Source organism: Amycolatopsis sp. NPDC005961 (genome assembly GCF_040629235.1).
In the GTDB taxonomy this organism is placed as follows: Bacteria; Actinomycetota; Actinomycetes; order Mycobacteriales; family Pseudonocardiaceae; genus Amycolatopsis; species Amycolatopsis camponoti.
Genome location: NZ_JBEXVF010000002.1, coordinates 64,652 through 88,782 on the forward strand (window position 1 = coordinate 64,652; position 24,131 = coordinate 88,782).

Genomic DNA, 24,131 nt, shown 5'->3' on the forward strand with positions numbered 1-24,131 from the left:
CGGGCATGACCGAGATCCTGTCGAACGCCGAAGAAACCGCTCCCCCGAAACGCCGGTACGCACCACTCGCGGCGAACGAAAACCGCGAGGACTACTCACTGCGCTTCGCCGCTCATTCGTTCCGGAAATGGTCACCGTTCGTGGTCGCGACGACGGCGCTGGGCGGCATCGCCTACCTCGCCGACTTCGCGATCGGGGCCAGCATCGTCCTCTCCTACGGCTTCACGTCCGGGGTCCTCGCGATCCTCGCCGCGGCCGTCGTCATCTTCGGGACCGGCGTGCCCATCGCGGCCGCCTGCGCGAAGTCCGGAGTGGACATGGACCTGCTGACCCGCGGAGCCGGCTTCGGCTACTTCGGGTCGACGCTGACGTCGCTCGTGTACGCGAGCTTCACCGTCATCTTCTTCTCGCTCGAAGGCTCGATCATGGGGCAGGCCTTCGAGCTGGCCCTCGGCATCCCGCTGCCGATCGGCTACCTGCTGGCGACGCTGATCGTGCTGCCCTTCGCGCTCTACGGCATGGGCGCGGTGGCGAAGATGCAGACCTGGACGCAGCCGCTGTGGATCGCCGGCCTGGTGCTGCCGTTCGTCGTCGTGCTGGTCCGCGAACCCGGCAAGTTCGCCGAGTTCGCCCGCTTCGGAGGCACCGAGGGCGCCGGCGCCGGGTTCTCCGCGATCGGGTTCGGCTTCGGCATGGGTGTCGCGCTTTCGCTGATCGGGCAGATCGGCGAGCAGGCCGACTACCTGCGGTTCATGCCCGAGAAGACGGCGGAGAACAAGCGGTCGTGGTGGGCCGCGGTGCTCGCCGCCGGGCCCGGCTGGGTGATCCTCGGGGCCGCGAAGCAGATCGGGGGCGCGCTGCTGGCGTTCCTCGCGCTCGGCGTCGTCGGGAAGTCGCACGCGCTGGAGCCGATCGCGCCGTACCTCGAAGCGGTGAAGCCCGCGCTCGGCCCGGTGGCGCTGACGTTCGCCGCGCTGTTCGTCGTCGTCTCGCAGATCAAGATCAACACGACGAACGCGTACTCCGGCTCGCTGTCGTTCGCGAACTTCTTCTCCCGCGTGCTGCACAAGCACCCGGGCCGCGTCTGGTACGTGCTGGTGAACTGCGGGATCGCGCTCGCGCTGATGGAGTTCGGCGCGTTCGGGTTCCTGAACAAGATCCTGGGCTTCTACTCGAACGTCGCGATCGCGTGGATCGGCGCGGTGTGCGCGGACCTGGTGATCGCGAAGCCGCTGGGGCTCTCCCCGAAGTACATCGAGTTCAAGCGGGCCTACCTGTACAAGATCAACCCGGTCGGGTTCGGCTCGATGCTCGTCGCGTCGGCCGTGTCGATCGCGGCGTACTTCGGCGCGTTCGGGCCGTTCCTGGCCGCGTTCAGCCCGCTGCTGGCGCTGGTCATCGCGATCGTGCTGGTGCCGACGCTGGCGGCGGCGACCCGCGGGAAGTACTACCTGGCCCGGCCGAACACCGTCGCGGGACCGGACCAGGACGTCGACCTGCGGGCCACGTACACCTGCTCGGTCTGCGGTGATCCGTACGAACTGCCGGACGTCGCCGACTGCGCCAAGCAGAGCGGGCCGATCTGTTCGCTGTGCTGCACGCTCGACAACAGCTGCCACGACCTGTGCCAGGAGACGGGCCCGGTTTCGCTGGGCATGCCCACCGCGCGCGAAGCGTAAAGTCCGTGAAGGCCCGCTCACCGCGTCCGCAGCGGTGAGCGGGCCTTCACGTTCGCCGGGTTCCCCCCTGTGCCCCCGCCCGGCTTGACTCTTCCACGCCGGAGGCGGCGCCGGGGTTGCCTGGGATTTCCAAGATCTTTTCCGGCCGCATGATGGCCGCCAGCATCATGGCGCGCAGCTCCCCGCCGACCTCCTCGACCGGCAGCGGCGGGTCGTGCGCCTGCCACTCGCGCAGCAGCCCGGTGCCCGCGCCGACCAGCGCGATCGCCGTGAGCCGGTAGTCCCGCACCGGCGCGACGCCGTGCTCGGCGGCGCGGCTCGCCTCGGCGGCGATGAAGTTCGCCCAGCGGTCGACCCACACCTGGTGCTGCGCCTCCAGCTCGGCGCTGACGCCGACGGCTTCGACGTAGGTGAGGCGCGGCATCCGCGGATCCGCGGTGACGGTCGCGATGAAGACGTCCAGCAGCGTCGCGATGCGGGTCATGGCGTCGGCGTCGGCGACCTTGTCGAGCTCGGCGGTGACGTGCGCGAGCGCGAGGCTGTTGATCTGGTCGTGGAGGGTGCGGAGCACGTCCTCCTTGCCGGTGAACTCCTCGTAGAAGTTCCGCGTCGACACGCCGGCGCGGGCGCAGACGTCGGTGATCTTCGTGTGCCGGAAGCCGGTGGAGGTGAAGAGCTCGAGCCCGGCCGTGAGCAGGCGCGCGCGACGATCGGCACGGCGTTGCTCGGGCGCGACGCCGCCGTACGTGCGAGCCACCGGTTCTCTCCTCCTTCCGAGGGATTGCCAGATCCTACCGGGCTGACTACCTTGTGAAAATCTCGATTACCAAAGGGTTCGCCGGAGAGGGCGCAGGGGGTCTTCTCCGGCGAACGCTCACCCCGTCCGCGCGACCGCGCCGATGAGTTCGGCGTGCCGCCGGAGCAGGTCCCGGTAGGTCTTGATCACGTCGCGGTCGAAGTCGCTCGGCCACTCGGTCTTGGAGTGCCACGAGTAGGCGATCCCCTGCTGCTTCCACCGCTCGTGCGACATGCGCCAGGAGTTGTAGTGGTCGATGAACTGCCGATAGGAGTCGGGCAGGTCACCACCGTCTATGAGGTGCGACTTGGTGGCCACCAGCTGCTGGACGGCGGCGTTGCGCGGCATGAAGTCGTGATCGACCCAGAACAGCCAGAGGTCGAGGATGTCCTGCGGGATCGGCAGCTCGGTGAGGGGGACGTAGTCCCGCCCCAGCGTCCCCAGGAGATCCCGGAACGAAGCCCGGCCCTCGTAGGACAGCACGGCGAGCGGTCCGTACAGCTCCTCGAGCTGCTTCCCGACGTGCGCCAGCTGCGCGGCCAGGCGGACCCGCCGCCGTTCGGCCCGGCTGTTCAGCACGTGGCTCACGAACCAGCCCACGATCGAGACCGACGCGGCGATGACTCCGACGACGACAGCAGCGTTCATCCACACCTCCCGGGTGACTTCGCCGAGACTATCGCCGGGCGGAATTGCGCCGGGAGGCTCAGAACACCTTCAGCGCCGTGACCGCGTCGGGGGCCAGGGAGGTCGTCAGCGTGCCGCCCGCGGCGAGGGGGCTGCGCGACCACCACTCACCCGAAGCCGCCGGGAGGTCCGGGCCGCCGACCACCAGGTCCGTCGCGAGGACCCGGCGGCCGGCCAGCACCGCCAAGCTCTTGTCCAAAGTGGATTCTCCGATCGCCAGCGTCTGCCGCAGCACCGGTACCGAACCCCGCGTGACGTGCGACGACGTCGTCAGCGACCCCGGGCGCTCCCCCGTTCGCCCCAGCACCAGCACCTCGCGCGTGTGCAGGTACGCATCCGACGCCAGGGAAGCACGCAACACCGCCGTGTGCCGGGCCCGCGCCGTGATCACCGTCGGCTCCGGCAGGTACTCCAGCGAGCCACCCTCTTCGACGACCACCGAAACCGTGGACAGCGAACCCTCGCCGTGCAGACCGGGCAGAGCGAGCGTGGCCGCCACGCCGGAAAGGCGCAGCGACGCGCCGGGGCCGACGTGGATCGAGAGCAGCAAGTCGTCCCCGCCCAGGGGCGAGGTCGCCGAGTTGACCAGGTGCACCACCGCCGCCGGACCGCACCCCCGGCGGGGGAACAACGTCAACGGCGCCATCGACCGCAGCTCGCGCAGCACCGTGCGCGTGCCGTCGAAGCACGCCGTCAGCCGGGCGTGGGCCTTCACAGCAGGGAACGGACCCAGGCGGCGACGTCGGGTGCGTCCGGAGTGTCCACAAGGGACTGCGTGATGACCGGCAGCTCGCCGCGCATCCGGTGCGCGTCCGACGTCATCACGGCCATGTCCGCGTTCACCAGGTGCGCGATGTCGATCTTGTTGATCACCAGCAGGTCCGCGGTCGTGACGCCGGGGCCGCCCTTGCGCGGCACCTTGTCGCCGCCCGCCACGTCGACCACGAAGATCTGGCTGTCGGCCAGCCCGCGGCTGAACACCGCCGTCAGGTTGTCGCCGCCACTCTCGATGATCACCAGGTCCAGTCCCGGGAACTTCTCCTCCAGCCGCTCGACCGCGTCCAGGTTCGCGGTGATGTCGTCGCGGATCGCGGTGTGCGGGCACGCGCCCGTCTGCACCGCCTCGATCCGGGCCGGGTCCAGAACTCCGGCGCGACGCAGGAAGTCCGCGTCCTCCGTCGTGTAGATGTCGTTCGTGACGACGGCGAGCTCGATCTCGTCACCGAGCGCGCGGCACAGGGCCGCGGTCAGCGCCGTCTTGCCCGACCCGACCGGGCCGCCGATGCCGATGCGGTACGCACGGCCAGCAGTGGGCGCCGCGTCGTAGTGGTCGGGATCGGCGGCCGTCGGGTCGAAGTTGACCTCGTGAACATGCCCGTGACCGTGACCTTCAGCTGGCAAAGAGACGCACCTCTTCCTGGTGGTGCCGGGCGTGCGCCTCGGCGAACAGATCCAGCGCCGGCGACCCCGGCGATGGCAACGACGCCGGGTCGTCCCCAGCCACGGCCGCCGCCTCCGAAGCAACGGACGCGAGGTCCAGCCGGGCGACGACAGCGTTGACGGCGAACGGATCCAGCCCCAGCAGCCGCACGGCCGCGCTCGCCGGACCACTCACCGACAGGTACGCGACGGCCATCGCGGCGTCGTACGGCGAGCCACCCGCGACCCCGACCAAGGCTCCCAGGATCACCGGGTGGTGCGGCCGCGGCGTCTCGGCGAGCAGCGCGTCGAGCACCGGAGACGGCCACGCGATCCGACCGGCCCGGGCGGTACCACGCCCCTGCGCCCGGGATGCTTCTCGCTGCGCGAGCGACGGGGTGCGCGCGTCCAGCTCACTGTCCAAAAGCGACCAGTTCGCGCCGGTGACGGCCGCGTGCGCCGAAGCGGCCGCGAAGATCGCCGCCAGGGCACCCGCTGTGCGCAACCGTCCGGAAAGGAAGCCCGGCAGATCGCGCACGGCCGTCACGAGCTTCCGGGAGACGACCTCCTCCAGCCCGCCGCTGTGCACGTGCCCGCCGCCGGGAAAGCGCGAGTCCGCGAGAATGAGTGCCGAGAGGTCCATCAGAACAGGAAGTATCGCTGGGCCATCGGCAACTCCGTCACCGGCTGCGGTTCGATCAGCTCGCCGTCGACGTGCACCGCGAAGCTGTCCGGCTCGACGCGGACGTCCGGCGTGGCGTCGTTGAGCACCATGTCCGCCTTGGTCCGCGCGCGCGTGTTCGCCACGGCGACCAGCGGGCGCGTGATGCCGAACGTCTCGCGCAGGCCACTGTCCAATGCGGACGGTGCGACGAAGTGCAGGCTCAGCGCCGCACCGATGTTCGCGCCGAACATCGGGCGGGCCATGACCGGCTGCGGTGTCGGGATGGACGCGTTCGCGTCGCCCATCGCGGCCCACGCGGGAAAACCGCCCTTCAGGACGACGTGCGGGCGGACGCCGAAGAACTTCGGTTCCCACAGCACCAGGTCGGCGAGCTTGCCCACCTCGACCGAGCCGATCTCGGTCTCCATGCCGTGCGCGATGGCCGGGTTGATCGTGTACTTGGCGACGTAACGGCGCGCGCGCAGGTTGTCGGCCGCGCCGTCGCCGGGCAGCGCGCCCCGGCGCTGCTTCATCACGTGCGCGGTCTGCCACGTCCGGATGATCACCTCGCCGATCCGGCCCATGGCCTGCGAGTCCGAGCTCATCATCGAGATGGCGCCGAGGTCGTGCAGCACGTCTTCGGCGGCGATCGTCGACGGCCGGATCCGGCTTTCCGCGAAGGCGAGGTCCTCCGGCACCGACGGGTTGAGGTGGTGGCAGACGACCAGCATGTCGAGGTGCTCGTCGAGGGTGTTGGCCGTGTGCGGCCGGGTCGGGTTGGTCGACGACGGCAGGATGTTCGGCAGCGAGACGACCTCGATGATGTCCGGCGCGTGCCCGCCGCCGGCGCCTTCGGTGTGGTACGCGTTGATCGAGCGGCCGCCGATGGCGTCCACAGTGGACTCCAGGAAGCCCGCTTCGTTCAGCGTGTCCGTGTGGATGGCCACCTGGACGCCGGATTCGTCGGCGACGGTCAGGCACGCGTCGATGGCCGCGGGGGTCGTGCCCCAGTCTTCGTGGAGCTTGAAGCCGCCCGCGCCCGCCGCGAGCTGCTCGCGCAGGGCCTCGTGCCGGACGGTGTTCCCCTTGCCCAGCAACAGGACGTTGACCGGGTAACCGTCCATGGCGGACAGCATCCGGCCGAGGTTCCACGCGCCGGGTGTCACCGTCGTCGCCTTCGTGCCCTCGTTGGGGCCGGTGCCGCCGCCGACCAAAGTGGTCAGTCCGGCGGCCAGCGCCGTGTCGACGAGCTGCGGGCAGATGAAGTGGACGTGGCAGTCGATGCCGCCGGCGGTGAGGATCTTGCCGTTGCCGGCCAGGACCTCGGTCGACGGCCCGATGACCAGGGCGGGGTCGACGCCGTCCATCGTGTCCGGGTTGCCCGCCTTGCCGATGCCGACGATCCGGCCGTCGCGCACGCCGACGTCGGCCTTGACGATCCCCCAGTGGTCGAGGATGACGGCGCCGGTGATGACCAGGTCGGGCGCGCCCTCGGCGCGGGTCGCCATGCCCTGGCCCATGGACTCGCGGATGACCTTGCCGCCGCCGAAGAGCACTTCGTCGCCCGAGCCGACGGGGCCCATCGAGCGGTCTTCGGTGACCTCGATGAGGAGGTCGGTGTCGGCGAGCCGGATCCGGTCGCCGGTGGTCGGGCCGAACAGCTCGGCGTAGCGCTCGCGGTCGATCTGCGGCATTTCAGAACTCTCCAGAGAATTCGGACCGCAGGCCCGGAACGCGGCGCGCGCCGGCGAGCGGAACAAGATCGACCTCGCGCTCGACGCCCGGTTCGAACCGCACCGACGTGCCGGCCGGGACGTCGAGCCGGTGGCCGCGGGCGGCGTCGCGGTCGAACTCGAGGCCGGGGTTCACCGCCGCGAAGTGGTAGTGCGAGCCGACCTGGATCGGCCGGTCGCCGAGGTTGCGCACGAGCAGCCGGACGCGCGGGCGGCCGGGGTTCAGCTCGACGGGCTCGTCGCCGGGAATGATCTCACCTGGGTGCATCCGGCCTTCCTCAGACGATCGGGTCGTGCACGGTGACGAGCTTGGTGCCGTCCGGGAACGTGGCTTCGACCTGCACGGAGTCCACCATTTCGGGGACGCCGTCGAGCACCTGCGCACGACTCAGCACGCTGCGGCCGCTCGCGACCAGCTCGCTGACCGTGCGCCCGTCACGGGCCCCTTCGAGGACGTGGTCGGTGATGAGCGCGACCGCCTCGGGGTAGTTCAGCCGGACGCCGCGGTCCAGCCGCTTCCGCGCGACGTCGGCCGCCACGTGGACGAGCAGCTTGTCGCGCTCCTGCGGGCTGAGGTGCATCGCTCAGGTTTATCACCCGGACCGCGGCAGCGCCTGGTTCGGAAACATACCTTTAACCTGGCCTTCGTCACAGTCCGTGGCAAAAATTCTCCCGTCGGACGGCCTCGGTGACTGAATCGTTCTCGTAATCGTGACCGAAACCACCGCTTCTTTCGATTGCCCCCCGGCGATCGAGGGAGCAAGGTCTATCCATCCGTGCGATGGTGCGCGCTTTCCCGCGCTATTCCGTCCGCGCGAGCACCACACCAAGACGGGGAAAAGCGCACCGAAAGGTTCCGCGAAACAGTGACTACCTCCACGATCAGCAAGCCACAGCCGTCCGGCCAACCCGACGACGGCTTCCGACCGGGCCTGGAGGGCGTCGTCGCCTTCCACACCGAGATCGCCGAACCCGACCGGGACGGCGGTGCGCTGCGGTACCGCGGCGTCGACATCGAGGACCTCGCCGGCAAGGTGACCTTCGGTGACGTATGGGGCCTCCTCGTGGACGGCCGGTTCGGCCACGGCCTGCCGCCCGCCGAGCCGTTCCCGCTGCCGGTGCACACCGGCGACGTCCGGGTCGACGTCCAGGCCGCGCTGGCCATGCTCGCGCCGATCTGGGGCTACCGCCCGCTGCTCGACATCACCGACGAAGAGGCCCGCGAGCAGCTGGCCCGCGCCTCGGTGATGGCGCTGTCCTACGTCGCGCAGTCGGCGCGCGGCATCGGCCAGCCCGCGGTGCCGCAGACCCGCGTCGACGAGGCCCACTCGATCACCGAGCGGTTCCTCATCCGCTGGCGCGGCGAGCCCGACCCGGCGCACGTCCGGGCGCTGGACGCGTACTGGGTGTCGGCCGCCGAGCACGGCCTCAACGCGTCGACCTTCACCGCCCGCGTCATCGCCTCCACCGGGGCGGACGTCGCGGCGGCCATGTCCGGCGCCATCGGCGCGATGTCCGGCCCGCTGCACGGTGGGGCCCCGGCGCGCGTGCTGCCGATGATCGAAGAGGTCGAGCGCACCGGCGACCCCACCGGCCTGGTCAAGGGCATCCTCGACCGCAAGGAACGCCTGATGGGCTTCGGCCACCGCGTCTACCGGGCGGAAGACCCGCGGGCGCGCGTGCTGCGCCGCACCTGCCAGGAGCTCGGCGCGACCCGCTACGAAGCGGCCGTCGCGCTGGAGCAGGCGGCGCTGAAGGAGCTGCGCGAGCGGCGTCCGGATCACCCGATCGAGACGAACGTCGAGTTCTGGGCCGCGGTCATCCTGGACTTCGCGCAGGTGCCGCCGCACATGATGCCGTCGATGTTCAGCTCGGCGCGCACCGCCGGCTGGGCCGCGCACATCCTGGAGCAGAAGCGCACCGGACGCCTGGTGCGCCCGTCGGCCAAGTACGTCGGCCCCGACCCGCGCAAGCCCGAGGACGTCGAGGGCTGGGAAATGGTCACCAAGCACTGACCCCGGCCGAAGCCGGAGCTTTCACGGGAAAGCTCCGGCTTCGTCGTGCTTGGCGGTCGCGTCGAGCATCGCCGTGAGCTGGTCGACCAGCCAGGAGTCCAGCAGGTCGCGCGGGACCGTGCGTTCCTGGAGCCAGCTCAGGAGCGCGCCTTCGACGACCGCCGTCCAGCAGCGCAAGGTCAGCGAGAGCAGCGGCGACGGATCTTCGACGCCCAGCGCGTCCAGGATCAGGGCCACCGCCCGGTTGCGGACCTCGTCGATCGCCGCGTCCGTTTCGGACGTCGCGATCACCGAACCGCTGCGCAGCAACGCGATGTACCCCGCGCGGTAGTGGTCGGCGACGTCGACCAGGCCGCGGACGGCGGCGCGCAGCCGGGTCTCCGGTGGTCCCTCCTCGAGCCCGGCCAGGCCGTCGATGAGCCCGACGGTGACCGTGCGCAGCGCTTCGACCTGCAGCTCGCGCAGGCTGGAGAAGTACCGGTAGAACAACGGCCGCGACACCTCGGCGCGCGCGACGATGTCGTCCACGGTGACCAGCTCCGGCGCCCGCGAGCCGAACAGGTCGAGCGCGGCGCCGATCAGGTCGTCGCGGCGGGCCTGCGGCGACATCCGCCGCGGCCGGCTCACGGCGTCAGGTCCCACTTGGCCGCCTGGCGCAGCAATCCGGGCGTCAGTCGCGAAAGGACCAGCGCCGCCTTCGCCTCCGGTGTGGACGGAGCGATCGCGGTGTCCTTCTCGACGGCTCGCAGGATGTCCTTCGCGACGCCCTCCGGGCCGAACCCGCGCCGGGCGTAGAGCTTCGAGCTCTGCTGCTGACGCCGTCGCTGCTCCTCTTCGGACACTCCGACGAACGTGGTCGTGTTGGTGATGTTGGTCTTGACGATGCCCGGGCACACCGCCGTGACGCCGATGTGGTGCTCGGCCAGCTCGGCCCGCAGGCAGACGCTCAACGTCAGCACGGCGGACTTGGTCGTGGCGTAGGCGGTGAGGATCTTCGACGGAAGGTAGGCGGCGGCCGACGCGAGGTTGACGATCTGACCGCCCTCGGCGCGTTCGGCGAGCATCGGCGCGAAGGCGCGGCACCCGTGGATCACGCCCCAGAGGTTGACGTCGATGACGCGTTCCCAGTCTTCGACGGAGGTGTCGAGGAACGGGCCGGACATGCCGATGCCGGCGTTGTTGACCACGATGTCCGGGACGCCGTGGTTCTCGCGGACCTCTTCGGCGAAGCGGTGCACGGCGGCGCCGTCGCTGGAGTCCACTGTGTACTCCGCGAGCCCGTGGCCTTCCAGCAGCTTGAGGGTTTCCGCGGCGGCCGCCGGATCGATGTCGGTGATGACGACGTCGGCGCCTTCCCCGGCGAAGGCGAGCGCGGTGGCCCGGCCGATCCCGCTGCCGGCGCCGGTGACCACGACCAGCTTGTGTTCGAAGCGTTTCGCACCCACCCGCGCCTTGCGCAGACCACGGCTCTCGGCGCCGGTTTCGACGTACTCGACCAGCTCGGCGGCGGCTCGCGCGACCACCGCCGGCTTGGCGCGGGTGACCCAGTGCGTCCCGACGATCGGGCGGATCCGCAGGTCCGGCACCCAGCGCGCGACCTCGGTCTGCAGCGGCGTGGTGACGTAGGCGTCGCCAGTCGGGGCCAGGACCTGCACCGGGACGTCGGCGGCGCGCGGCGCGGGGCGGGACAGGCGGGTGAACATGTTGGCGCGGTAGAGCTCGAGGCCGTGCAGGCCGTCGGACTTCTCCGGCGGCGCCGCGTCGGGTTCCATGCGCTGGATCTGCTTGCCCAGCAGTCCGCTGCGCCACAGCAGATCCGGGATCAGCGGGATCTGGAACGCGAGGATGTACCAGGAGTGCAGGAACTGGCTCAGCGCGTTCTTGAGCCGCTTCGGCGTGGGGCGGGTGAGCTGGGCGCGGAACCACGCGCCGGCGTGGTCGAGGCTCGGCCCGGAGATCGACGTGTAGGAAGCGACCCGGCCGCGCAGGCTGTCGCCGGTGACGGCGTGCCAGGTCTGGATCGAGCCCCAGTCGTGGGCGACGAGGTGGACCTTGCCTTCGGGCTGGACGGCGTCGACGACGGCCCGGAGGTCGTCGGCCAGCTGGTCCAGCCGGTAGGACGCGCGTCCCGGCGGCTTGTCCGACTGTCCGGCCCCGCGGACGTCATAGGTGACGACGCGGTGTTTGACGCCCAGCTCGGCGGCCACCCCGCCCCACATCGAGCTGTTGTCGGGGTAGCCGTGCACGAGCACGACCGTGGGCCCGTCTTCCCGGCCGTCGATGGTGACGGAGAGGCGGACACCGTCGCTGGCGGTCACCCACTTGTGAGACATTCTGTCATGTTAGACAACTTGTCAACAGTACGGTTCACCCGCGCGGCGGCTGGCGGCCGGATGTTGTTCATGCATTCGGCCGGTTTTTGCTTGTATGACAGCGTTTTCACGGTTTCCCGTGGAACCGGGGCGGGCCCGGCTGACGACTCTGTCCACCAATCGATGGACAGCCGGATTCAGCTGAGCGTCGCTCCCGCCCGCCGCCGCGAGCGAGCAGACTTCTCCCCATGACCACAGCAGTGAGCGTGCGCGGCCTGCGCAAGCAGTACCCCGGTCACCTCGCGGTGGCCGGGATCGACCTGGACATCGCCCGCGGCGAGGTCTTCTCCCTGCTCGGGCCGAACGGCGCCGGCAAGACCACCACCGTCGAGATCCTCGAAGGCCACCGGCAGCGGACCGCCGGCGAGATCAGCGTCCTCGGCGAGGACCCGGGCAAGGCCGGGCGCGCCTGGCGCGCACGCATCGGGATCGTCCTGCAGACCGCCAACGACGCCGCCGAGCTGAGCGTCGCCGAAACCGTGCGGCACTTCGCGAAGTACTACCCCGACCCGCGCGACCCCGACGAGGTCATCGAGAAGGTCGGGCTCACCGAGAAGGCGAAGGCGCGGGTCAAGTCGCTCTCCGGGGGACAACGGCGCCGCGTCGACGTCGCGCTCGGCATCATCGGGCGGCCCGAGCTGCTCTTCCTCGACGAGCCGACCACCGGCTTCGACCCCGAGGCGCGCCGGCAGTTCTGGAAGCTGATCAGCGACCTCGCCGCCGAGGGCACGACCATCCTGCTGACCACCCACTACCTCGACGAGGCCGAAGCGCTCGCCGACCGCGTCGCGGTGATCGCGCGCGGCGAGATCGTCGCGCAGGACACGCCGCAGAACCTGGGTGGCCGGGCCGCCGCGGAGGCCACCGTGCGGTGGACCGACGAGCGCGGTGAGCACGCCGAGCGCACGTCGTACCCGACCAAGCTCGTCACCGAGCTCTCTGCTGGGGGTAGAGAGCTCGCCGGGCTGACCGTGACGCGGCCGAGCCTGGAGGACATCTACCTGGACCTGATCGGAGACAAGGCATGACCACGCTCGCCCTCCCGGGCCCGCTGTCGCTCGGGCTCGCCCGCGGCGGCACCGAGCTGCGGCAGTTCTTCCGGCACAAGGAGCAGGTGGTCTTCACCTTCTCCCTGCCCGCGGTACTGATGATCCTGCTCGGGTCCATCCTGGACGGTCCGACCGCGCTCGCCGGCGTCACGTCCGGGCAGCTGCTCGCGGCCGGGATGATCGGCTCCGGCATCGTGTCGACGTCGTTCAACAGCATCGCGACCGGCGTCTCGGCCGACCGGGAAACCGGTGCGCTCAAACGGCTTCGCGGCACGCCGATGCCGTCGTCGTCGTACTTCATCGGCAAGATGGTGCTGGTCGCGGTGTCCAGCCTGGCGCAGACCGTGCTGATGGTCGCGGTGGCCGTGCTGCTGTTCGGGCTGAAGCTGCCCACCGAGGGCGGCAAGTGGCTGACGCTGCTCTGGGTGTTCGCACTGGGGATCGTCTCGTGCACGCTGCTCGGGATCGCGCTCAGCTCGCTCGCGAAGTCCACCACGGGCGCGGTCGCCGTCGTGCAGATGCTGTACTTGGTGCTGCAGTTCATCTCCGGCGTGTTCGTCACACCGATCACGAACCTGCCGAAGATCATGGTGGAGATCGCGTCGTTCTTCCCGTTGAAGTGGATCTGCCAGGGCTTCCGGTCGGTGTTCCTGCCGGACGGCGCGGTCGGAATGGAGATGGCTGGGTCATGGGAACTCCCGCGGGTGGCACTGGTGCTGGGGATCTGGTGCGTGGTGGGCGCGGTGCTGGCGCGGCTGAGCTTCCGGTGGACCGACACGAAGTGAAGGACGCCTGGGACCGGTTCAACTGGCTCTGGGAGATCCTCTTCGCGGTCGCTTACCTGGCCACGACGACGCTGGTGCTGCTGGACGAAGCCGATCCGGTCCGCACGGTCGTCGCGGTCGGGGCGCTGACGGCCTTGGCGCTGCTCTACCTGCTGTGGGGGCGGCGCATCGTCCGGTCCGATCGGCAGACCGCGGAGCAGTGGACGTTCGCGGTGCTGGTGGTCCTGCTGGTCGCGGTCGCGGTGTTCGCCGACGCGACGTCCAGCTTCATCCTGTTCATGGTGTGCCCGCTGCTGTTCTCGACGCTCGAGTTCCGGCCGGCCGCGGTGCTCACGACGCTGGTGATCGTGCTGAGCCCGCTGTCGTCGATCGCCGCCGACGGGCTGCGGGGGCCGGCGCTGCACATCCTGCTGCCGATGACCGCGATCCTCGTCGTGTTCGGGATCCTGTCCGGCAAGTTCATCCTGCACGTCATCGAGGAGAGCCGGGCGCGGGCGGACCTCATCGACCGGCTCGAGGCGAGCCAGGCCGAGGTCGCCCGGCTCTCCCGCGAGGCGGGCACGGCGGCCGAGCGCGAACGGCTCGCGCGCGAAATCCACGACACGCTGGCCCAGGGCTTCACCAGCATCGTCACCCTCGCCGAGGCCATCGAGTCCGAACTGGACAGCGACCCGGCGGCCGCGCGGCGGCACGTCGAGCTGGCCGCCCGCACCGCGCGGGAGAACCTCGCCGAGGCCCGCACGATGGTCGCCGCGCTGGCGCCGGCGGACCTCGCGTCCGGGTCCCTCGTGGACGCCGTCCGCCGCCAGGCCGACCGGCTCGCCGACGAGACGGGCGTGTCGGTCGAGTACGAAGTGGACGATGCGCTGCCCGCGATCGGCATGGCCGGCGAAGTGGTCCTGCTGCGGGGCGCGCAGGAGGCGCTGAACAACGTCCGGCGGCACGCGGCGGCGTCGTCGGTGTCGGTCCGGCTGTCCGTTGTGGACGATGCGGTGCGGCTGTCCGTCCGGGACGACGGCGCCGGCTTCGACCCCGAGGGCGTCAACGGGTTCGGCCTGCGCGGCATGCGGTCCCGCGCCGAGCAGGTGGGTGGCAGACTGAGCGTCCGAAGTGGCCCGCGCGGCACCGAACTCACCCTGGAGGTGCCGGCTTGATCCGCATCATGCTCGTCGACGACCACCCCGTCGTCCGCGAAGGCCTGCGGGGGATGCTCGAAGCCGAACCCGACCTGACAGTGGTCGGCGAAGCGGGCTCGGGCGACGAAGCCGTCGCGCTCGACCGCGTCGCGTTGCCGGACGTCGTCTTGATGGACCTGCGGATGCCGGGTCTGGACGGCGTCGGCGCGACAAAACGCATCTTGCGCGAGCAGCCGGGCCGCCGGATCGTCGTGCTGACGACGTACGAGACGGACGCCGACATCCTGCGCGCGGTCGAGGCGGGGGCGTCGGGCTACCTGCTGAAGGATGCGTCGCGCACGGAGCTGGCGAACGCGATCCGCGCGGCGTCGCGCGGGGAGACGGTGCTGGCGCCGTCGGTGGCCGGGAAGCTGGTCAACCGGGTGCGCAACCCGGAACCGCAGTCGCTGTCGGCCCGCGAGGTGGAGGTGCTGCGCCTGGTGGCGAAGGGCGGCACGAACGCCGACATCGGCCGCGCGCTCCACATCAGCGAGGCAACGGTCAAAACGCACCTCCTGCGAGTGTTCGGCAAGCTCGGCGTCTCAGACCGCACGGCCGCAGTAACAACAGCAATGTCCCGAAACCTCCTCACCTGACCCGGTTCCCTGTGCAGGAAGGGTCGACACGCGTGATCAGAAGGTCGACACGCGTGATGGGGAAGCCGACACGGCGGATCGGCCGGCGCAAAGCCGTGTCGACCCTTCAATCACGCGTGTCGACTCTCCAATCACGCGAGTCGACCCTTCAATCACGCGGGTGGGTGTGAGGTCTGGCCGAGAGTCCTGCTCCGCCGGCCGTGGCGCGGCAGAATGCCTCTCATGCTTGAGTCGACCGAACACGCCCTGCTCCGCCGGATCGCCCACGAGCAGGCCGCCTGCCGTGCTCCTTCGCTCGTCGCCGCCGTCGTGCGGGACGGGGAGATCGTCTGGTCCGGGAGCCGCGGGCGCGTCGGCGACCGGCCGCCCGGCACCGACACCCAGTACCGGCTGGGCTCGATCACCAAGACCCTCGTCGCGACCGCCGTCATGCGGCTGCGCGACGAGGGCCTGCTCGACCTCAACGACCCGCTCGAACAGCACGTCCCCGGCACGCCCTTCGGCGCCGCCACCGTCGCGCAGCTGCTGTCGCACACCTCCGGCCTGACCTCGGAGTCGCCCGGCCTGTGGTGGGAGCGGACCCCCGGCGCCGACTGGGACGCGCTCGCCGGGAGCCTCGCCGAGGGCGCGACCAAGCACCGGCCGGGCGCGCGGTTCCACTACTCGAACGTCGGCTACGGCGTGCTCGGCGAGCTCATCTCGCGCCACCGGGGCAAGGGCTGGCTGTCCGTGCTCGACGAGGAGATCCTCGGCCCGCTCGGGATGACCCGCACCACCCCGCACCCGGTCGGCGCGCACGCCGAGGGCTTCGCCGTGCACCCCTTCGCCGACGTCCTCCTGCCGGAGCCGAGCCCCGACGCCGGCGCGATGGCCCCGGCCGGGCAGCTGTGGTCCACCGCCACCGACCTCGCCCGCTGGACGGCGTTCCTCGGCGGCCACGACGGCGGCGTCCTCGCCGCGGAGACCATCGAGCAGATGCGGACCATGGTCACCGTCGACGACACCGACGTCTGGACGACCGGGTTCGGTCTCGGCCTGATGCTCGTGCGCTACCAGGGCCGCCGGCTGGCCGGGCACACCGGCTCGATGCCCGGCTTCCTCGCCGTCACGCTGGTCGACCCGGCCGCGCAGACCGGCGCGCTCGTGCTCACGAACTCGACGTCCGGCGTCGGCATCACCCAGCTCTGCCTCGACCTGATCACGATGACCGACGAGCGGGAGCCGCGCCTGCCCGCCGAGTGGCAGCCGTCGGCCGTCGACCCCGCGCTGCTCGCCCTGACGGGGCTCTGGCACTGGGGCCCGACGCCGTACCACCTGCGCATCCAGGGTGACGGGCTGCTCCTGCTGGCCCCGGCCGAAGGAGCCGGGCGCAGCTCGCGCTTCCGCGCCACCGGTCGTGACACCTACGTCGGGCTCGACGGCTACTACGCCGGCGAGACGCTCGTGGTGGGCCGCGACTCCGACGGCGTCGCCACGCACCTCGACCTCACGACGTTCATCTTCACGCGCACGCCGTACGACCCGGCCGCGCCGGTGCCGGGCGGCGTCGACGGCTGGCGCTGACTCCCGGGCCCCGCTCACACCCCCAGGGTGGTGGTGAGCGGGGCCCTAGGCCAGCGCGGCGGTACCGGCCGAGAAGGCGACGGCGGCCGCGAACCGCGTGGCGATGCGCTTGCCTTCGCCCCAGTCGAAGACCCCGAACTTGAGGTTCGTCATGATCGTGAGCGTCGAGCCTCCGGAGGCCGGCACCACCGTCGCGGTGATCTCCTGGCCCCAGCTGAGCAGGCTCATCCCGGTCCGGAAGGACACGAACCCGCGCTGCGAGTCGTAGAACGGGCCCTGCCCGCCGATCGCCGCGACTCCGGCGGGGAGCGCGTTCCACAACGCCTCGGGCGGCGCCGGGAAGCTCTGCTGCACAGTCTTCATGACCGGCAGCCAACCAGCGGTGACCACGTCCGGGAACCGTGTTTTTACCCCCACGGCCCGCCGCGAGAAGCCGCCGGACGGCCGAGCCGCCTAGAGTCGGAGACGGCGTCCCGGCGCCCGGGTCCCACATACCGGGCACTGGCGAACCGCTATCACCAGCCGCATCCCGACCTGAGAGACTGGCCACATGACCGACGCTGAGTTGACCATCCCCGCAGACCTCAAGCCGGCCGACGGCCGCTTCGGCTGCGGACCGTCGAAGGTCCGCGCCGAGCAGCTGAGCGCACTGGCGGAGTCCGGCTCCACCTACCTCGGCACGTCGCACCGGCAGAAGCCGGTCAAGTCCCTGGTCGGGCGCGTCCGGGCCGGCCTGTCCGAGCTGTTCTCCCTGCCCGACGGCTACGAAGTGATCCTGGGCAACGGCGGCACCACGGCGTTCTGGGACGCGGCCGCGTTCGGTCTGGTCCGCGAGCGCTCGCAGCACTTCACCTACGGCGAGTTCTCCTCGAAGTTCGCCAGCGTCACCAAGGGCGCCCCGTTCCTGGCCGACCCGATCGTCGTCAAGGCCGACGCGGGCAGCGCGCCGGACATCGCCTACGAAGCCGGCGCGGACCTGGTCGGCTGGGCGCACAACGAGACGTCGACCGGTGTGGCCGTCCCGGTCCGCCGCCCCGAGGGCTCCGGCGACGCGCTCGTCGCGATCGACGCCACCTCCGGCGCCGGCGGTCTCCCGGTCAAGGCCGAGGACTTCGACGTCTACTACTTCGCGCCGCAGAAGTCCTTCGCCGCGGACGGTGGCCTTTGGATCGCGCTGGCCTCGCCGGCCGCGGTCGAGCGCATCGGCGAGATCGGCGGCGGCGACCGCTGGATCCCGGAGTTCCTGTCGCTGACCACCGCGCTGGACAACTCCCGCAAGGACCAGACGTACAACACCCCGGCCGTCGCGACGCTGTTCCTGCTCGCCGAGCAGATCGAGTGGATGAACGGCCAGGGCGGCCTCGAGTGGACGACCGCGCGCACGAAGGACTCGTCGTCGCGGCTGTACGAGTGGGCCGAGAAGACGAGCTACACCACGCCGTTCGTGAAGGACCCGGAGCTGCGCTCGCAGGTCGTCGGCACGGTGGACTTCGCCGACGAGGTCGACGCCGCCGCGGTCGCGAAGGTGCTGCGCGCCAACGGGATCGTCGACACCGAGCCGTACCGCAAGCTGGGCCGCAACCAGCTGCGCGTCGGCCTGTTCCCGGCCATCGACCCGGACGACGTCACGAAGCTCACGCAGAGCATCGAGTACGTCGTCGAGCGGCTCGGCTGAGTCAGACGTCCGTGAGGGCCGCGTCGAGGGACTCCCTCGGCGCGGCCTTCGCTTTGCCCAGGCGGCGGGCGCCGAACGCGGCCAGGACCAGCAGCGCGAGGCCGAACAGCTCGTAGGACTCCGTCGCCAGCCACCAGCCCGCCGACGGCGCCGGGCGCGGGGCGAACCACATCGGGCCGACGATGAACAGCGCCAGCCCGGCTACGACGACCGCGGCCGCCATCCACCGGATCGCCCGGCCGAAGCGCCACGCGTACCACCCGGCGAGGACGAGGATCGGCACGCACCACGTCCAGTGGTGGGTCCACGAGATCGGCGACACGAGCAGGCCGCCGAGCGCGCAGGCGGTCAGCCCGAGCACCGGTTCGGCGCGCGCGACGATCACCGCGACCAGGGCGATCACCACCAGCGCGGCCAGCACCCAGGCGAACTCCGGCCAGCCCGCGCGCACGGTCAGACCGTGCAGCGACTGGTTGCCGACGTAGTCGACGCCGCCGATGCGGCCCGCGTCGAAGACGAGCTTCGTCCAGTAGGTGAAGGACGCCGACGGCCGGATCAGCCACAGCAGCGCCCCCGCCGCGACGAATCCGGCGACCACGCGCGCGGCCGAACGGAAGTCGCGGCGGACCAGGAAGTAGACGACGAAGACGGCCGGCGTCAGCTTGATCGCCGCGGCCACGCCGATGAGCAGGCCCTTCGTCCGCCGGCGGTCGCCGGGGAGCAGGACGTCGAGCACGACCAGGACCATGAGCAGCGCGTTGATCTGGCCGAAGCCGAGCGTCGAACGGACCGGCTCGAGCAGGGCCCCGGCGAGCTGCGCGCCGATCGCGACCAGGGCGGCGACCGCCCGGCCGTTGACCTTGGTGGCGTCGGTGAGCGAGCCGTTGAGCGTCGCGACGTAGAGGTAGGCGACGACGCCGGTCGCGACGATCGACGCGATGCTGACCAGCTTCATCGTGACGGCGAAGGGCAGCAGCGTGCCGGGCCAGAACGCGGCCGCGGCGAACGGCGTGTAGGTGAACGGCAGCAGGATCTGGTGCGTGGTCGGCACCCAGGCGTCGTACGGCGAGCCCTGCTCGGCCAGCGCCTTCGCCCCGCCGAGGTAGACCTCCAGGTCCAGGCCGTCGAACCGCTTGAGGACGAGCACGAGCACAACGGCGACGACTTCGAGCGCCGCGAGCGCCCACGCCAGCTTCCGCCCAGTCAACGCGCCCCCTCGAACCCAGGTCTTCGACCGGCCGAGATTACCGGGCGCTCAGCAGCAGCTGTGCACCGGCAACCGCGTTGACCTGGCGTTCGCGCCCGCACCGGCCGCCGCTTCGACGCCGGCCAGCATCCGGTCGAGCGCCGCGCGGTCGTACACGCGCCCCGCCGCGACCACCGTGTCGATCCGGCGGACCGCGCGGATGTCGGCCAGCGGGTTCGCGTCGAGGAGCACCAGGTCGGCCACCTTGCCCGGGGTGATCGTGCCCGCCGTCGCGCCGCGGCCGACGAACGCCGCCGCGTCGCGCGTCGCCACCTGCAGCGCCCGGTGGGGCGACAACCCGGCGTCGACCAGGTGAGCCAGCTCGTCGTGCAGGCTGAAACCGGGGAAGACGTACGGGTTCAGGCAGTCCGTGCCGGCGAGGAGGCCGATGCCCGCCCGGTGCGCCGCGCCGACCAGCTCGACCTGCGCGCGGAAGTAGGCGTCCTGCTGCGCGACCTCCGCCGGCGTGACCGGCGTCCGGGTCCCCAGCTGCGCGGCCCAGGTGTCCCGCACCGCCCCGGGCACGTACTTCAGCCGCCGGTCGTGCGCGAACGCGTCCGCGGGCGAGCACATCACCTTGTTCACGACCAGCGTCGGGGTCAGCCAGGTGCCGTCGCGGACGAGCCCGCCGAAGAACTCCCGGGCCCGCCACGGGCTGTACGTCTGCGTCGCCCGCCGGTCCAGGTCGCGGGCCATGGCGAAGAACGAGCGCGGGTTCGCCGGGTCGAACGGCGTCGCGGCGAGCGTCGCGAGGATCTCGTCGCGGTGCGCCGACGTGTACGCGGGGACGCCGAAGAGGTGCTCGAAGCTGCGCTGCCCGGCCTCGCTCGCCGCCGGTTGCGGGACCCGGTACGGCCAGTGCCCGGCGAACGGCAGCCCGGCGCGGCGGCACTCGGCGGCGACCCCGGCGAACGCCTCCGCGCCCAGGTACGAGTACACCTTCACGAAGTCCGCGCCCTCGGCCTCCGCGGTCCGGACGGCCGCGCGGCCCTGGGCGGCCGTCGTCACCTGTGTCACGGGTGGCCCGAGCATGGACACCGGGCCGTCGACGATCGAGCTGCCCATGACGACCCGGGGGCCGGCCAGCTCGCCGCGGACGATCTTGTCGCGGGCCGCGCGGTTTTCGGCGTAGCCCCACATCTCGCGGATCCCGGTGACGCCGTTGGCCAGGTACAGCGGCGGGAAGATCGTCTCGTAGTCGAGGCCGTGCGTGTGCAGGTCCCAGAGCCCGGGCACCAGGTACCGGCCGCGGCCGTCGACGACCCGGACGCCGGCGTGTGGCGGCAGGTGCGCGGCGGGACCGGCCCAGGCGATGCGGTCGCCGACCAGCACCACCGCCGCGTCCGGGACGGGTGGGGCGTCGGTGCCGTCGACGACGGTGGCCCCGAGCACGACGACGACGTCCGAGCCGGCCGCGGCGGCGTCCTGGGCGAACGAGGCGGGCGCGATCCCCGCGGCGGCGAGTCCCGCACCGGCGACCGCCAGCCACCGGAGGATGTCACGCCGGTTCGCCTCGACCCGCTCCACGGCCGCCCCCTTGGCTCGGGTTCGCCGCTCATTCAACTCGCCGGACGGCGGCCGCGAATCTCCGAGCGTGCGCAGTTCCCACTGCGCACGCTCGGAGGTAGCACCGGCGGCGCTCTCCCGTGAAACGCCTCGGAGAGGACGCTTTCACGGGAGAAACCCCGTCAGGCCAACGCCTGCGTCGGCGCCAGCCGGGCCGCGCGCACCGCCGGATAGGCCCCCGCGATCGCGCCCACCAGCGCCGCGACCCCGACTCCGCCGGCCAGTGCTGCCCACGGCAGCACCGCCGGCCAGCCCTGGCTCAGCGCGTATCCCGCCGTCACCAGCACCCCGGCCAGCACCCCCGCGAGCCCTCCGAGTCCCGACAACAGCACCGACTCGGCCAGGAACTGGCCGCGGATCTGGCGTTTCGTCGCCCCGAGCGCGCGGCGCAGGCCGATCTCGCGCCGTCTTTCCAGGACCGAGATGACCATCGTGTTGGCCACCCCGACCCCGCCGACCAGCAGCGCGACCCCGCCGAGCCCCAGGAACAGCGCGCTGTAGGTCGTGTCGGTCAGCTTCTGCGCGGCCAGCGCGTCCGACGGGCGGCGCACCTCGACCTCGTTCGGCGCCTGGGGGTTCAGCGTCGCGCCCAGCACCGACCGCACATCGTCCACTTGGGACTCTTCCGCGCGGACGTACACAGTGGACGGATGGCCGTCGAACCCGAGCAGCCGCTTCGCGACGTCCCAGCCGACCAGCACCGACCGTTCGACCTCCGGCGCCAGCGGCATCGGCGAGAGGATCCCGACCACCGTGAACCACTGCGCGCCGATCAGCACCTGCGGCGGCCGTGCCGGGTCGACGTGGTCGATCCCGAGCCGGGCCGCGGCCTGCGAACCCAGCACCGTGACCGGGTAGTCCTGGTTCTTGGCGCCCAGGAATTCGCCGGTCCGGACCTTGCCGCCGAGCACGCCCAGCAGGTCCGGCTTGGCGGCGTACACGGCGAGCCCGGACGTCTCGTCCGGCGCGATCTTGTCGCTGCGCCGCACGCTCGCCGACGTGTTCCCGGTCCCGCTCGCCGCCTGCACCGGCCCGATCCGCTTGGCCATCGGGACGGCGTCGTCGGGCAGGACGGCGTCCTGCCCGAACAGCGTCTGCCCCGGCCCGGCGGTGAGCAGGTTCGTGCCGAGCGCGGCCAGCCGGTCGTGCAGGGCCTGCGCGCCGGACGCCGGGATCGCCAGCACCGCGACCATCGCCGCGACGCCGATCGCGATGCCCAGCGCGGAAAGCACCGCGCGCACCGGCCGCGTCCGCATGCCGTGGGCCCCGAGCGCGACGACGTCCGGCGGCTTGAGCCGGGCCGGTTCCGGCAGCGTCACGAGGGTCATCGCGCACCCACCAGCCCGGTGTCCAGCTGCAGGTGCCCGTCGAGCAGCTCGATCCGGCGCGGCATGCCCGCGGCGATCTCCCGGTCGTGGGTGATCACGACGATCGTGGTGCCGCCGCTGGACAACTCGCCGAGCAGCGCGAGCACGGACGCGCCGGTGCCGGTGTCGAGGTTGCCGGTCGGTTCGTCGGCCAGCAGGATCGACGGCTCGTTGACGACCGCCCGCGCGATCGCGACGCGCTGGCGTTCCCCACCGGAGAGCTCGCCGGGCCGGTGCCACGCCCGGTGCCCCAGCTTGACGCGGTCGAGCGCGGCCAGTGCCCGGTCGCGGCGCCGCCGCCGCGGCACCCCGGCGTAGAGCAGGCCGGTGCACACGTTGTCCACCGCGCTCATCCCTTCGTCGAGGAAGAACTGCTGGAACACGAACCCGATCCAGCGCGACCGCAGCGCCGAGACCTTGCGGTCCGGGAGCGCGGCGACGTCGTGGCCGTGCAGCTCGATCCGTCCCGCCGACGGCCGGTCGAGCGTGCCCATCAGGTGCAGCAGGGTGGACTTGCCGGACCCGGACGGCCCGACGATCGCCACCATCTCGCCGTCTTCGAGCGAGAGCGAGACGCCGTCGAGCGCGGCGACCCCGCCGGGGTAGGTGCGCGTGACCTCGTGGACGCGCAGCACGGGCGTCACGACGTCGTCACCACCCGCATGCCCGCGGCCAGCCCGGTGCCGGTGACCTCCACCTTGCCGCCGCTGAACAGTCCGGTTTGGACGGCCACGAGCCGGCGCTGGCCGTTCTCGTCGACCTCGACCGCGTAGCCGCCTTCGGCGAGCGCGAGCAGCGCGCCGACCGGTACCGCGAGCACGCCCTGGTGGACGTCCTTGGTGAACCGGACGGTCGCCGGCGCCGAGTCGAGCGTGCCGCCCGCGGCGGGGTCGTCGAGCCGGACGGTCACGGTGATCTTGGGCTTGCCGTCGTCCTGCCCCGCCGCGTCCTTGCCCTCGACCGCGGACTTCCCGACGTCGGTGATCGTGCCCTGCGTCGTCTTCCCGTTGATCGTCACGGACGCCTTCGCGCCCTGCTGCGCGAGATCCTGCTTCGCCGCGTCGAGCTTGACCTGCACCGAACGGACGGTGCCGGTCGTCTTGAGCACCTCGCCCTGGGCCGGCGCACCCGGCTTGGCCGCGAGCGCCGACACGCGGACCTCGCCCGCCGCGAGCACGACGTCGCCCTGGCCGAACGCGCCGGTCTGCTCCAGCCCCAGCGAATTCTGCCACTTCTTCAGCGCGGCCGCCGTCGCCGACGTGAACTTCTTGTCCGGTGTGCCGAACCCGCCGAAGCCGCACGCCTTGAGGTTTTCCTCCAGCTGCTTGACGTCGGCGCCGTCGTCCGCGCCGGCGGCGAGGTCGCGGTAGAACGGCAGCGTGCCGTAGAACAGCGGCACCGGCTTCGCGTCCACCCCGTACACCGGTTTGCACCGGGTGATCGTGGCGCCGGCGGCCGGCAGCGACGTGACCGTGCCGGGCTTGCGGCCCTGGACGCTCTCCTCGTCGCCGTAGCCGAGGGTGCCGTCGGCTTCCTCTTCTTCGCTGAGATCGGTCTTGACGACCTCGGCGGTCTCGACCGACGGCGGTGGCGTCTCCTTCCCGGGGGTCGCGCTCGACACCTGGGTCAGGACCACGACCGAGCTGGTGCCGAGCACCACGACGAGGACCGCGCCGGCGATGAACCAGCGCGTCCGGCCCCGGCGGCGCGGTTTGAGGTGGGTCACTTCGCTCACGTCCTGCAC

General features: G+C 71.5%; 24 protein-coding genes. 8 read left to right on the forward strand and 16 right to left on the reverse strand.

The features are described from left to right. Positions 1–5 precede the first annotated feature (5 nt). A complete protein-coding gene (locus ABZ342_RS02090) occupies positions 6–1,679 on the forward strand; it encodes a hypothetical protein (protein ID WP_155540722.1) in 1,674 nt (557 codons plus the stop codon). Positions 1,680–1,725: 46 nt separating this feature from the next. Here the strand turns inward: ABZ342_RS02090 and ABZ342_RS02095 are convergent, their stop codons facing one another. The 8 genes from ABZ342_RS02095 to ABZ342_RS02130 all read right to left on the reverse strand — a co-directional run bounded on the left by ABZ342_RS02095 (position 1,726) and on the right by ABZ342_RS02130 (position 7,559). Continuing rightward, positions 1,726–2,436 (reverse strand): TetR/AcrR family transcriptional regulator, encoded by a 711-nt coding sequence (locus ABZ342_RS02095; protein WP_155540721.1) that lies wholly within the window; start codon positions 2,434–2,436, stop codon positions 1,726–1,728. A gap of 117 nt (positions 2,437–2,553) precedes the next feature. Then, entirely contained in the window at positions 2,554–3,123 is a 570-nt protein-coding gene (locus tag ABZ342_RS02100) for a hypothetical protein (RefSeq protein WP_360468202.1), read from the reverse strand. 58 nt (positions 3,124–3,181) lie between these two features. Continuing rightward, on the reverse strand, positions 3,182–3,877 hold the full coding sequence (locus ABZ342_RS02105; protein WP_360468203.1) for an urease accessory protein UreD: 696 nt from the start codon (positions 3,875–3,877) through the stop codon (positions 3,182–3,184). Next, complete coding sequence (ureG, locus tag ABZ342_RS02110; protein WP_360468204.1) at positions 3,874–4,563, reverse strand: urease accessory protein UreG; 690 nt, start codon at positions 4,561–4,563, stop codon at positions 3,874–3,876. The genes ABZ342_RS02105 and ureG overlap by 4 nt, the downstream gene beginning before the upstream one ends. Continuing rightward, a complete protein-coding gene (locus ABZ342_RS02115) occupies positions 4,553–5,224 on the reverse strand; it encodes an urease accessory UreF family protein (protein WP_360468205.1) in 672 nt (223 codons plus the stop codon). Before ABZ342_RS02115 ends, ureG begins: the two co-directional genes overlap by 11 nt. After that, entirely contained in the window at positions 5,224–6,939 is a 1,716-nt protein-coding gene (locus ABZ342_RS02120) for an urease subunit alpha (RefSeq protein ID WP_360468206.1), read from the reverse strand. The genes ABZ342_RS02115 and ABZ342_RS02120 overlap by 1 nt, the downstream gene beginning before the upstream one ends. Position 6,940: 1 nt before the next feature. Continuing rightward, the gene (locus ABZ342_RS02125) at positions 6,941–7,246 is read right to left on the reverse strand and encodes an urease subunit beta (RefSeq protein ID WP_360468207.1); all 306 of its coding nucleotides are present in this window, start codon (positions 7,244–7,246) and stop codon (positions 6,941–6,943) included. Between the two features lie 10 nt (positions 7,247–7,256). Further along, the gene (locus ABZ342_RS02130) at positions 7,257–7,559 is read right to left on the reverse strand and encodes an urease subunit gamma (RefSeq protein ID WP_155540714.1); all 303 of its coding nucleotides are present in this window, start codon (positions 7,557–7,559) and stop codon (positions 7,257–7,259) included. Between the two features lie 285 nt (positions 7,560–7,844). Between ABZ342_RS02130 and ABZ342_RS02135 the strand changes: the two genes are divergently transcribed. Then, positions 7,845–8,993: a citrate synthase 2 gene (locus ABZ342_RS02135; RefSeq protein WP_360468208.1), complete on the forward strand. Its 1,149-nt coding sequence runs from the start codon at positions 7,845–7,847 to the stop codon at positions 8,991–8,993. A gap of 21 nt (positions 8,994–9,014) precedes the next feature. Here the strand turns inward: ABZ342_RS02135 and ABZ342_RS02140 are convergent, their stop codons facing one another. After that, the gene (locus ABZ342_RS02140; RefSeq protein WP_155544171.1) at positions 9,015–9,602 is read right to left on the reverse strand and encodes a TetR/AcrR family transcriptional regulator; all 588 of its coding nucleotides are present in this window, start codon (positions 9,600–9,602) and stop codon (positions 9,015–9,017) included. Positions 9,603–9,616: 14 nt separating this feature from the next. Beyond that, positions 9,617–11,311, reverse strand: coding sequence for an SDR family oxidoreductase (locus ABZ342_RS02145; protein ID WP_360468403.1), 1,695 nt, complete (start codon positions 11,309–11,311; stop codon positions 9,617–9,619). 242 nt (positions 11,312–11,553) lie between these two features. Here ABZ342_RS02145 and ABZ342_RS02150 point away from each other — a divergent pair, with 242 nt between their 5' ends. The 5 genes from ABZ342_RS02150 to ABZ342_RS02170 all read left to right on the forward strand — a co-directional run bounded on the left by ABZ342_RS02150 (position 11,554) and on the right by ABZ342_RS02170 (position 16,533). Further along, on the forward strand, positions 11,554–12,393 hold the full coding sequence (locus ABZ342_RS02150) for an ABC transporter ATP-binding protein (RefSeq protein ID WP_360468209.1): 840 nt from the start codon (positions 11,554–11,556) through the stop codon (positions 12,391–12,393). Continuing rightward, entirely contained in the window at positions 12,390–13,199 is an 810-nt protein-coding gene (locus ABZ342_RS02155; RefSeq protein WP_360468210.1) for an ABC transporter permease, read from the forward strand. Before ABZ342_RS02150 ends, ABZ342_RS02155 begins: the two co-directional genes overlap by 4 nt. Beyond that, positions 13,196–14,353, forward strand: a complete 1,158-nt coding sequence (locus tag ABZ342_RS02160) for a sensor histidine kinase (RefSeq protein WP_360468404.1) — start codon at positions 13,196–13,198, stop codon at positions 14,351–14,353. The genes ABZ342_RS02155 and ABZ342_RS02160 overlap by 4 nt, the downstream gene beginning before the upstream one ends. Beyond that, positions 14,350–14,970, forward strand: coding sequence for a response regulator transcription factor (locus ABZ342_RS02165; protein WP_155540710.1), 621 nt, complete (start codon positions 14,350–14,352; stop codon positions 14,968–14,970). Before ABZ342_RS02160 ends, ABZ342_RS02165 begins: the two co-directional genes overlap by 4 nt. A 222-nt stretch (positions 14,971–15,192) precedes the next feature. Then, positions 15,193–16,533, forward strand: coding sequence for a serine hydrolase domain-containing protein (locus ABZ342_RS02170; protein WP_360468211.1), 1,341 nt, complete (start codon positions 15,193–15,195; stop codon positions 16,531–16,533). A 45-nt stretch (positions 16,534–16,578) separates the two neighbouring features. On the opposite strand, the gene ABZ342_RS02175 is transcribed toward ABZ342_RS02170, so the two are convergent. Then, positions 16,579–16,896 carry a hypothetical protein gene (locus ABZ342_RS02175; protein ID WP_360468212.1) on the reverse strand — a complete coding sequence of 106 codons (318 nt, stop codon included), beginning with the start codon at positions 16,894–16,896 and terminating at the stop codon, positions 16,579–16,581. Positions 16,897–17,083: 187 nt separating this feature from the next. Here ABZ342_RS02175 and serC point away from each other — a divergent pair, with 187 nt between their 5' ends. Beyond that, positions 17,084–18,208 carry a phosphoserine transaminase gene (gene serC, locus ABZ342_RS02180; protein WP_360468213.1) on the forward strand — a complete coding sequence of 375 codons (1,125 nt, stop codon included), beginning with the start codon at positions 17,084–17,086 and terminating at the stop codon, positions 18,206–18,208. 1 nt (position 18,209) lies between these two features. On the opposite strand, the gene ABZ342_RS02185 is transcribed toward serC, so the two are convergent. The 5 genes from ABZ342_RS02185 to ABZ342_RS02205 form a co-directional block, all read right to left on the reverse strand. Then, entirely contained in the window at positions 18,210–19,415 is a 1,206-nt protein-coding gene (locus ABZ342_RS02185) for a glycosyltransferase 87 family protein (protein WP_360468214.1), read from the reverse strand. Positions 19,416–19,463: 48 nt separating this feature from the next. Next, complete coding sequence (locus ABZ342_RS02190) at positions 19,464–20,981, reverse strand: amidohydrolase family protein (protein WP_360468215.1); 1,518 nt, start codon at positions 20,979–20,981, stop codon at positions 19,464–19,466. Between the two features lie 161 nt (positions 20,982–21,142). Next, positions 21,143–22,348, reverse strand: coding sequence for an ABC transporter permease (locus tag ABZ342_RS02195; RefSeq protein ID WP_360468216.1), 1,206 nt, complete (start codon positions 22,346–22,348; stop codon positions 21,143–21,145). After that, positions 22,345–23,031: an ABC transporter ATP-binding protein gene (locus ABZ342_RS02200; RefSeq protein WP_360468217.1), complete on the reverse strand. Its 687-nt coding sequence runs from the start codon at positions 23,029–23,031 to the stop codon at positions 22,345–22,347. The genes ABZ342_RS02195 and ABZ342_RS02200 overlap by 4 nt, the downstream gene beginning before the upstream one ends. Continuing rightward, on the reverse strand, positions 23,028–24,122 hold the full coding sequence (locus ABZ342_RS02205) for a peptidoglycan-binding protein (RefSeq protein ID WP_360468218.1): 1,095 nt from the start codon (positions 24,120–24,122) through the stop codon (positions 23,028–23,030). The genes ABZ342_RS02200 and ABZ342_RS02205 overlap by 4 nt, the downstream gene beginning before the upstream one ends. Positions 24,123–24,131 lie beyond the last annotated feature (9 nt).

Coding starts and splice junctions, on each gene's coding strand:
- ABZ342_RS02090 (WP_155540722.1), top strand. CDS start 6: ATGACCGAGATCCTGTCGAACGCCGAAGAAACCGCTCCCCCGAAACGC.
- ABZ342_RS02100 (WP_360468202.1), bottom strand. CDS start 3,123: ATGAACGCTGCTGTCGTCGTCGGAGTCATCGCCGCGTCGGTCTCGATC.
- ABZ342_RS02115 (WP_360468205.1), bottom strand. CDS start 5,224: ATGGACCTCTCGGCACTCATTCTCGCGGACTCGCGCTTTCCCGGCGGC.
- ABZ342_RS02120 (WP_360468206.1), bottom strand. CDS start 6,939: ATGCCGCAGATCGACCGCGAGCGCTACGCCGAGCTGTTCGGCCCGACC.
- ABZ342_RS02125 (WP_360468207.1), bottom strand. CDS start 7,246: ATGCACCCAGGTGAGATCATTCCCGGCGACGAGCCCGTCGAGCTGAAC.
- ABZ342_RS02130 (WP_155540714.1), bottom strand. CDS start 7,559: ATGCACCTCAGCCCGCAGGAGCGCGACAAGCTGCTCGTCCACGTGGCG.
- ABZ342_RS02140 (WP_155544171.1), bottom strand. CDS start 9,602: ATGTCGCCGCAGGCCCGCCGCGACGACCTGATCGGCGCCGCGCTCGAC.
- ABZ342_RS02150 (WP_360468209.1), top strand. CDS start 11,554: ATGACCACAGCAGTGAGCGTGCGCGGCCTGCGCAAGCAGTACCCCGGT.
- ABZ342_RS02155 (WP_360468210.1), top strand. CDS start 12,390: ATGACCACGCTCGCCCTCCCGGGCCCGCTGTCGCTCGGGCTCGCCCGC.
- ABZ342_RS02170 (WP_360468211.1), top strand. CDS start 15,193: ATGCTTGAGTCGACCGAACACGCCCTGCTCCGCCGGATCGCCCACGAG.
- ABZ342_RS02175 (WP_360468212.1), bottom strand. CDS start 16,896: ATGAAGACTGTGCAGCAGAGCTTCCCGGCGCCGCCCGAGGCGTTGTGG.
- serC (WP_360468213.1), top strand. CDS start 17,084: ATGACCGACGCTGAGTTGACCATCCCCGCAGACCTCAAGCCGGCCGAC.
- ABZ342_RS02195 (WP_360468216.1), bottom strand. CDS start 22,348: ATGACCCTCGTGACGCTGCCGGAACCGGCCCGGCTCAAGCCGCCGGAC.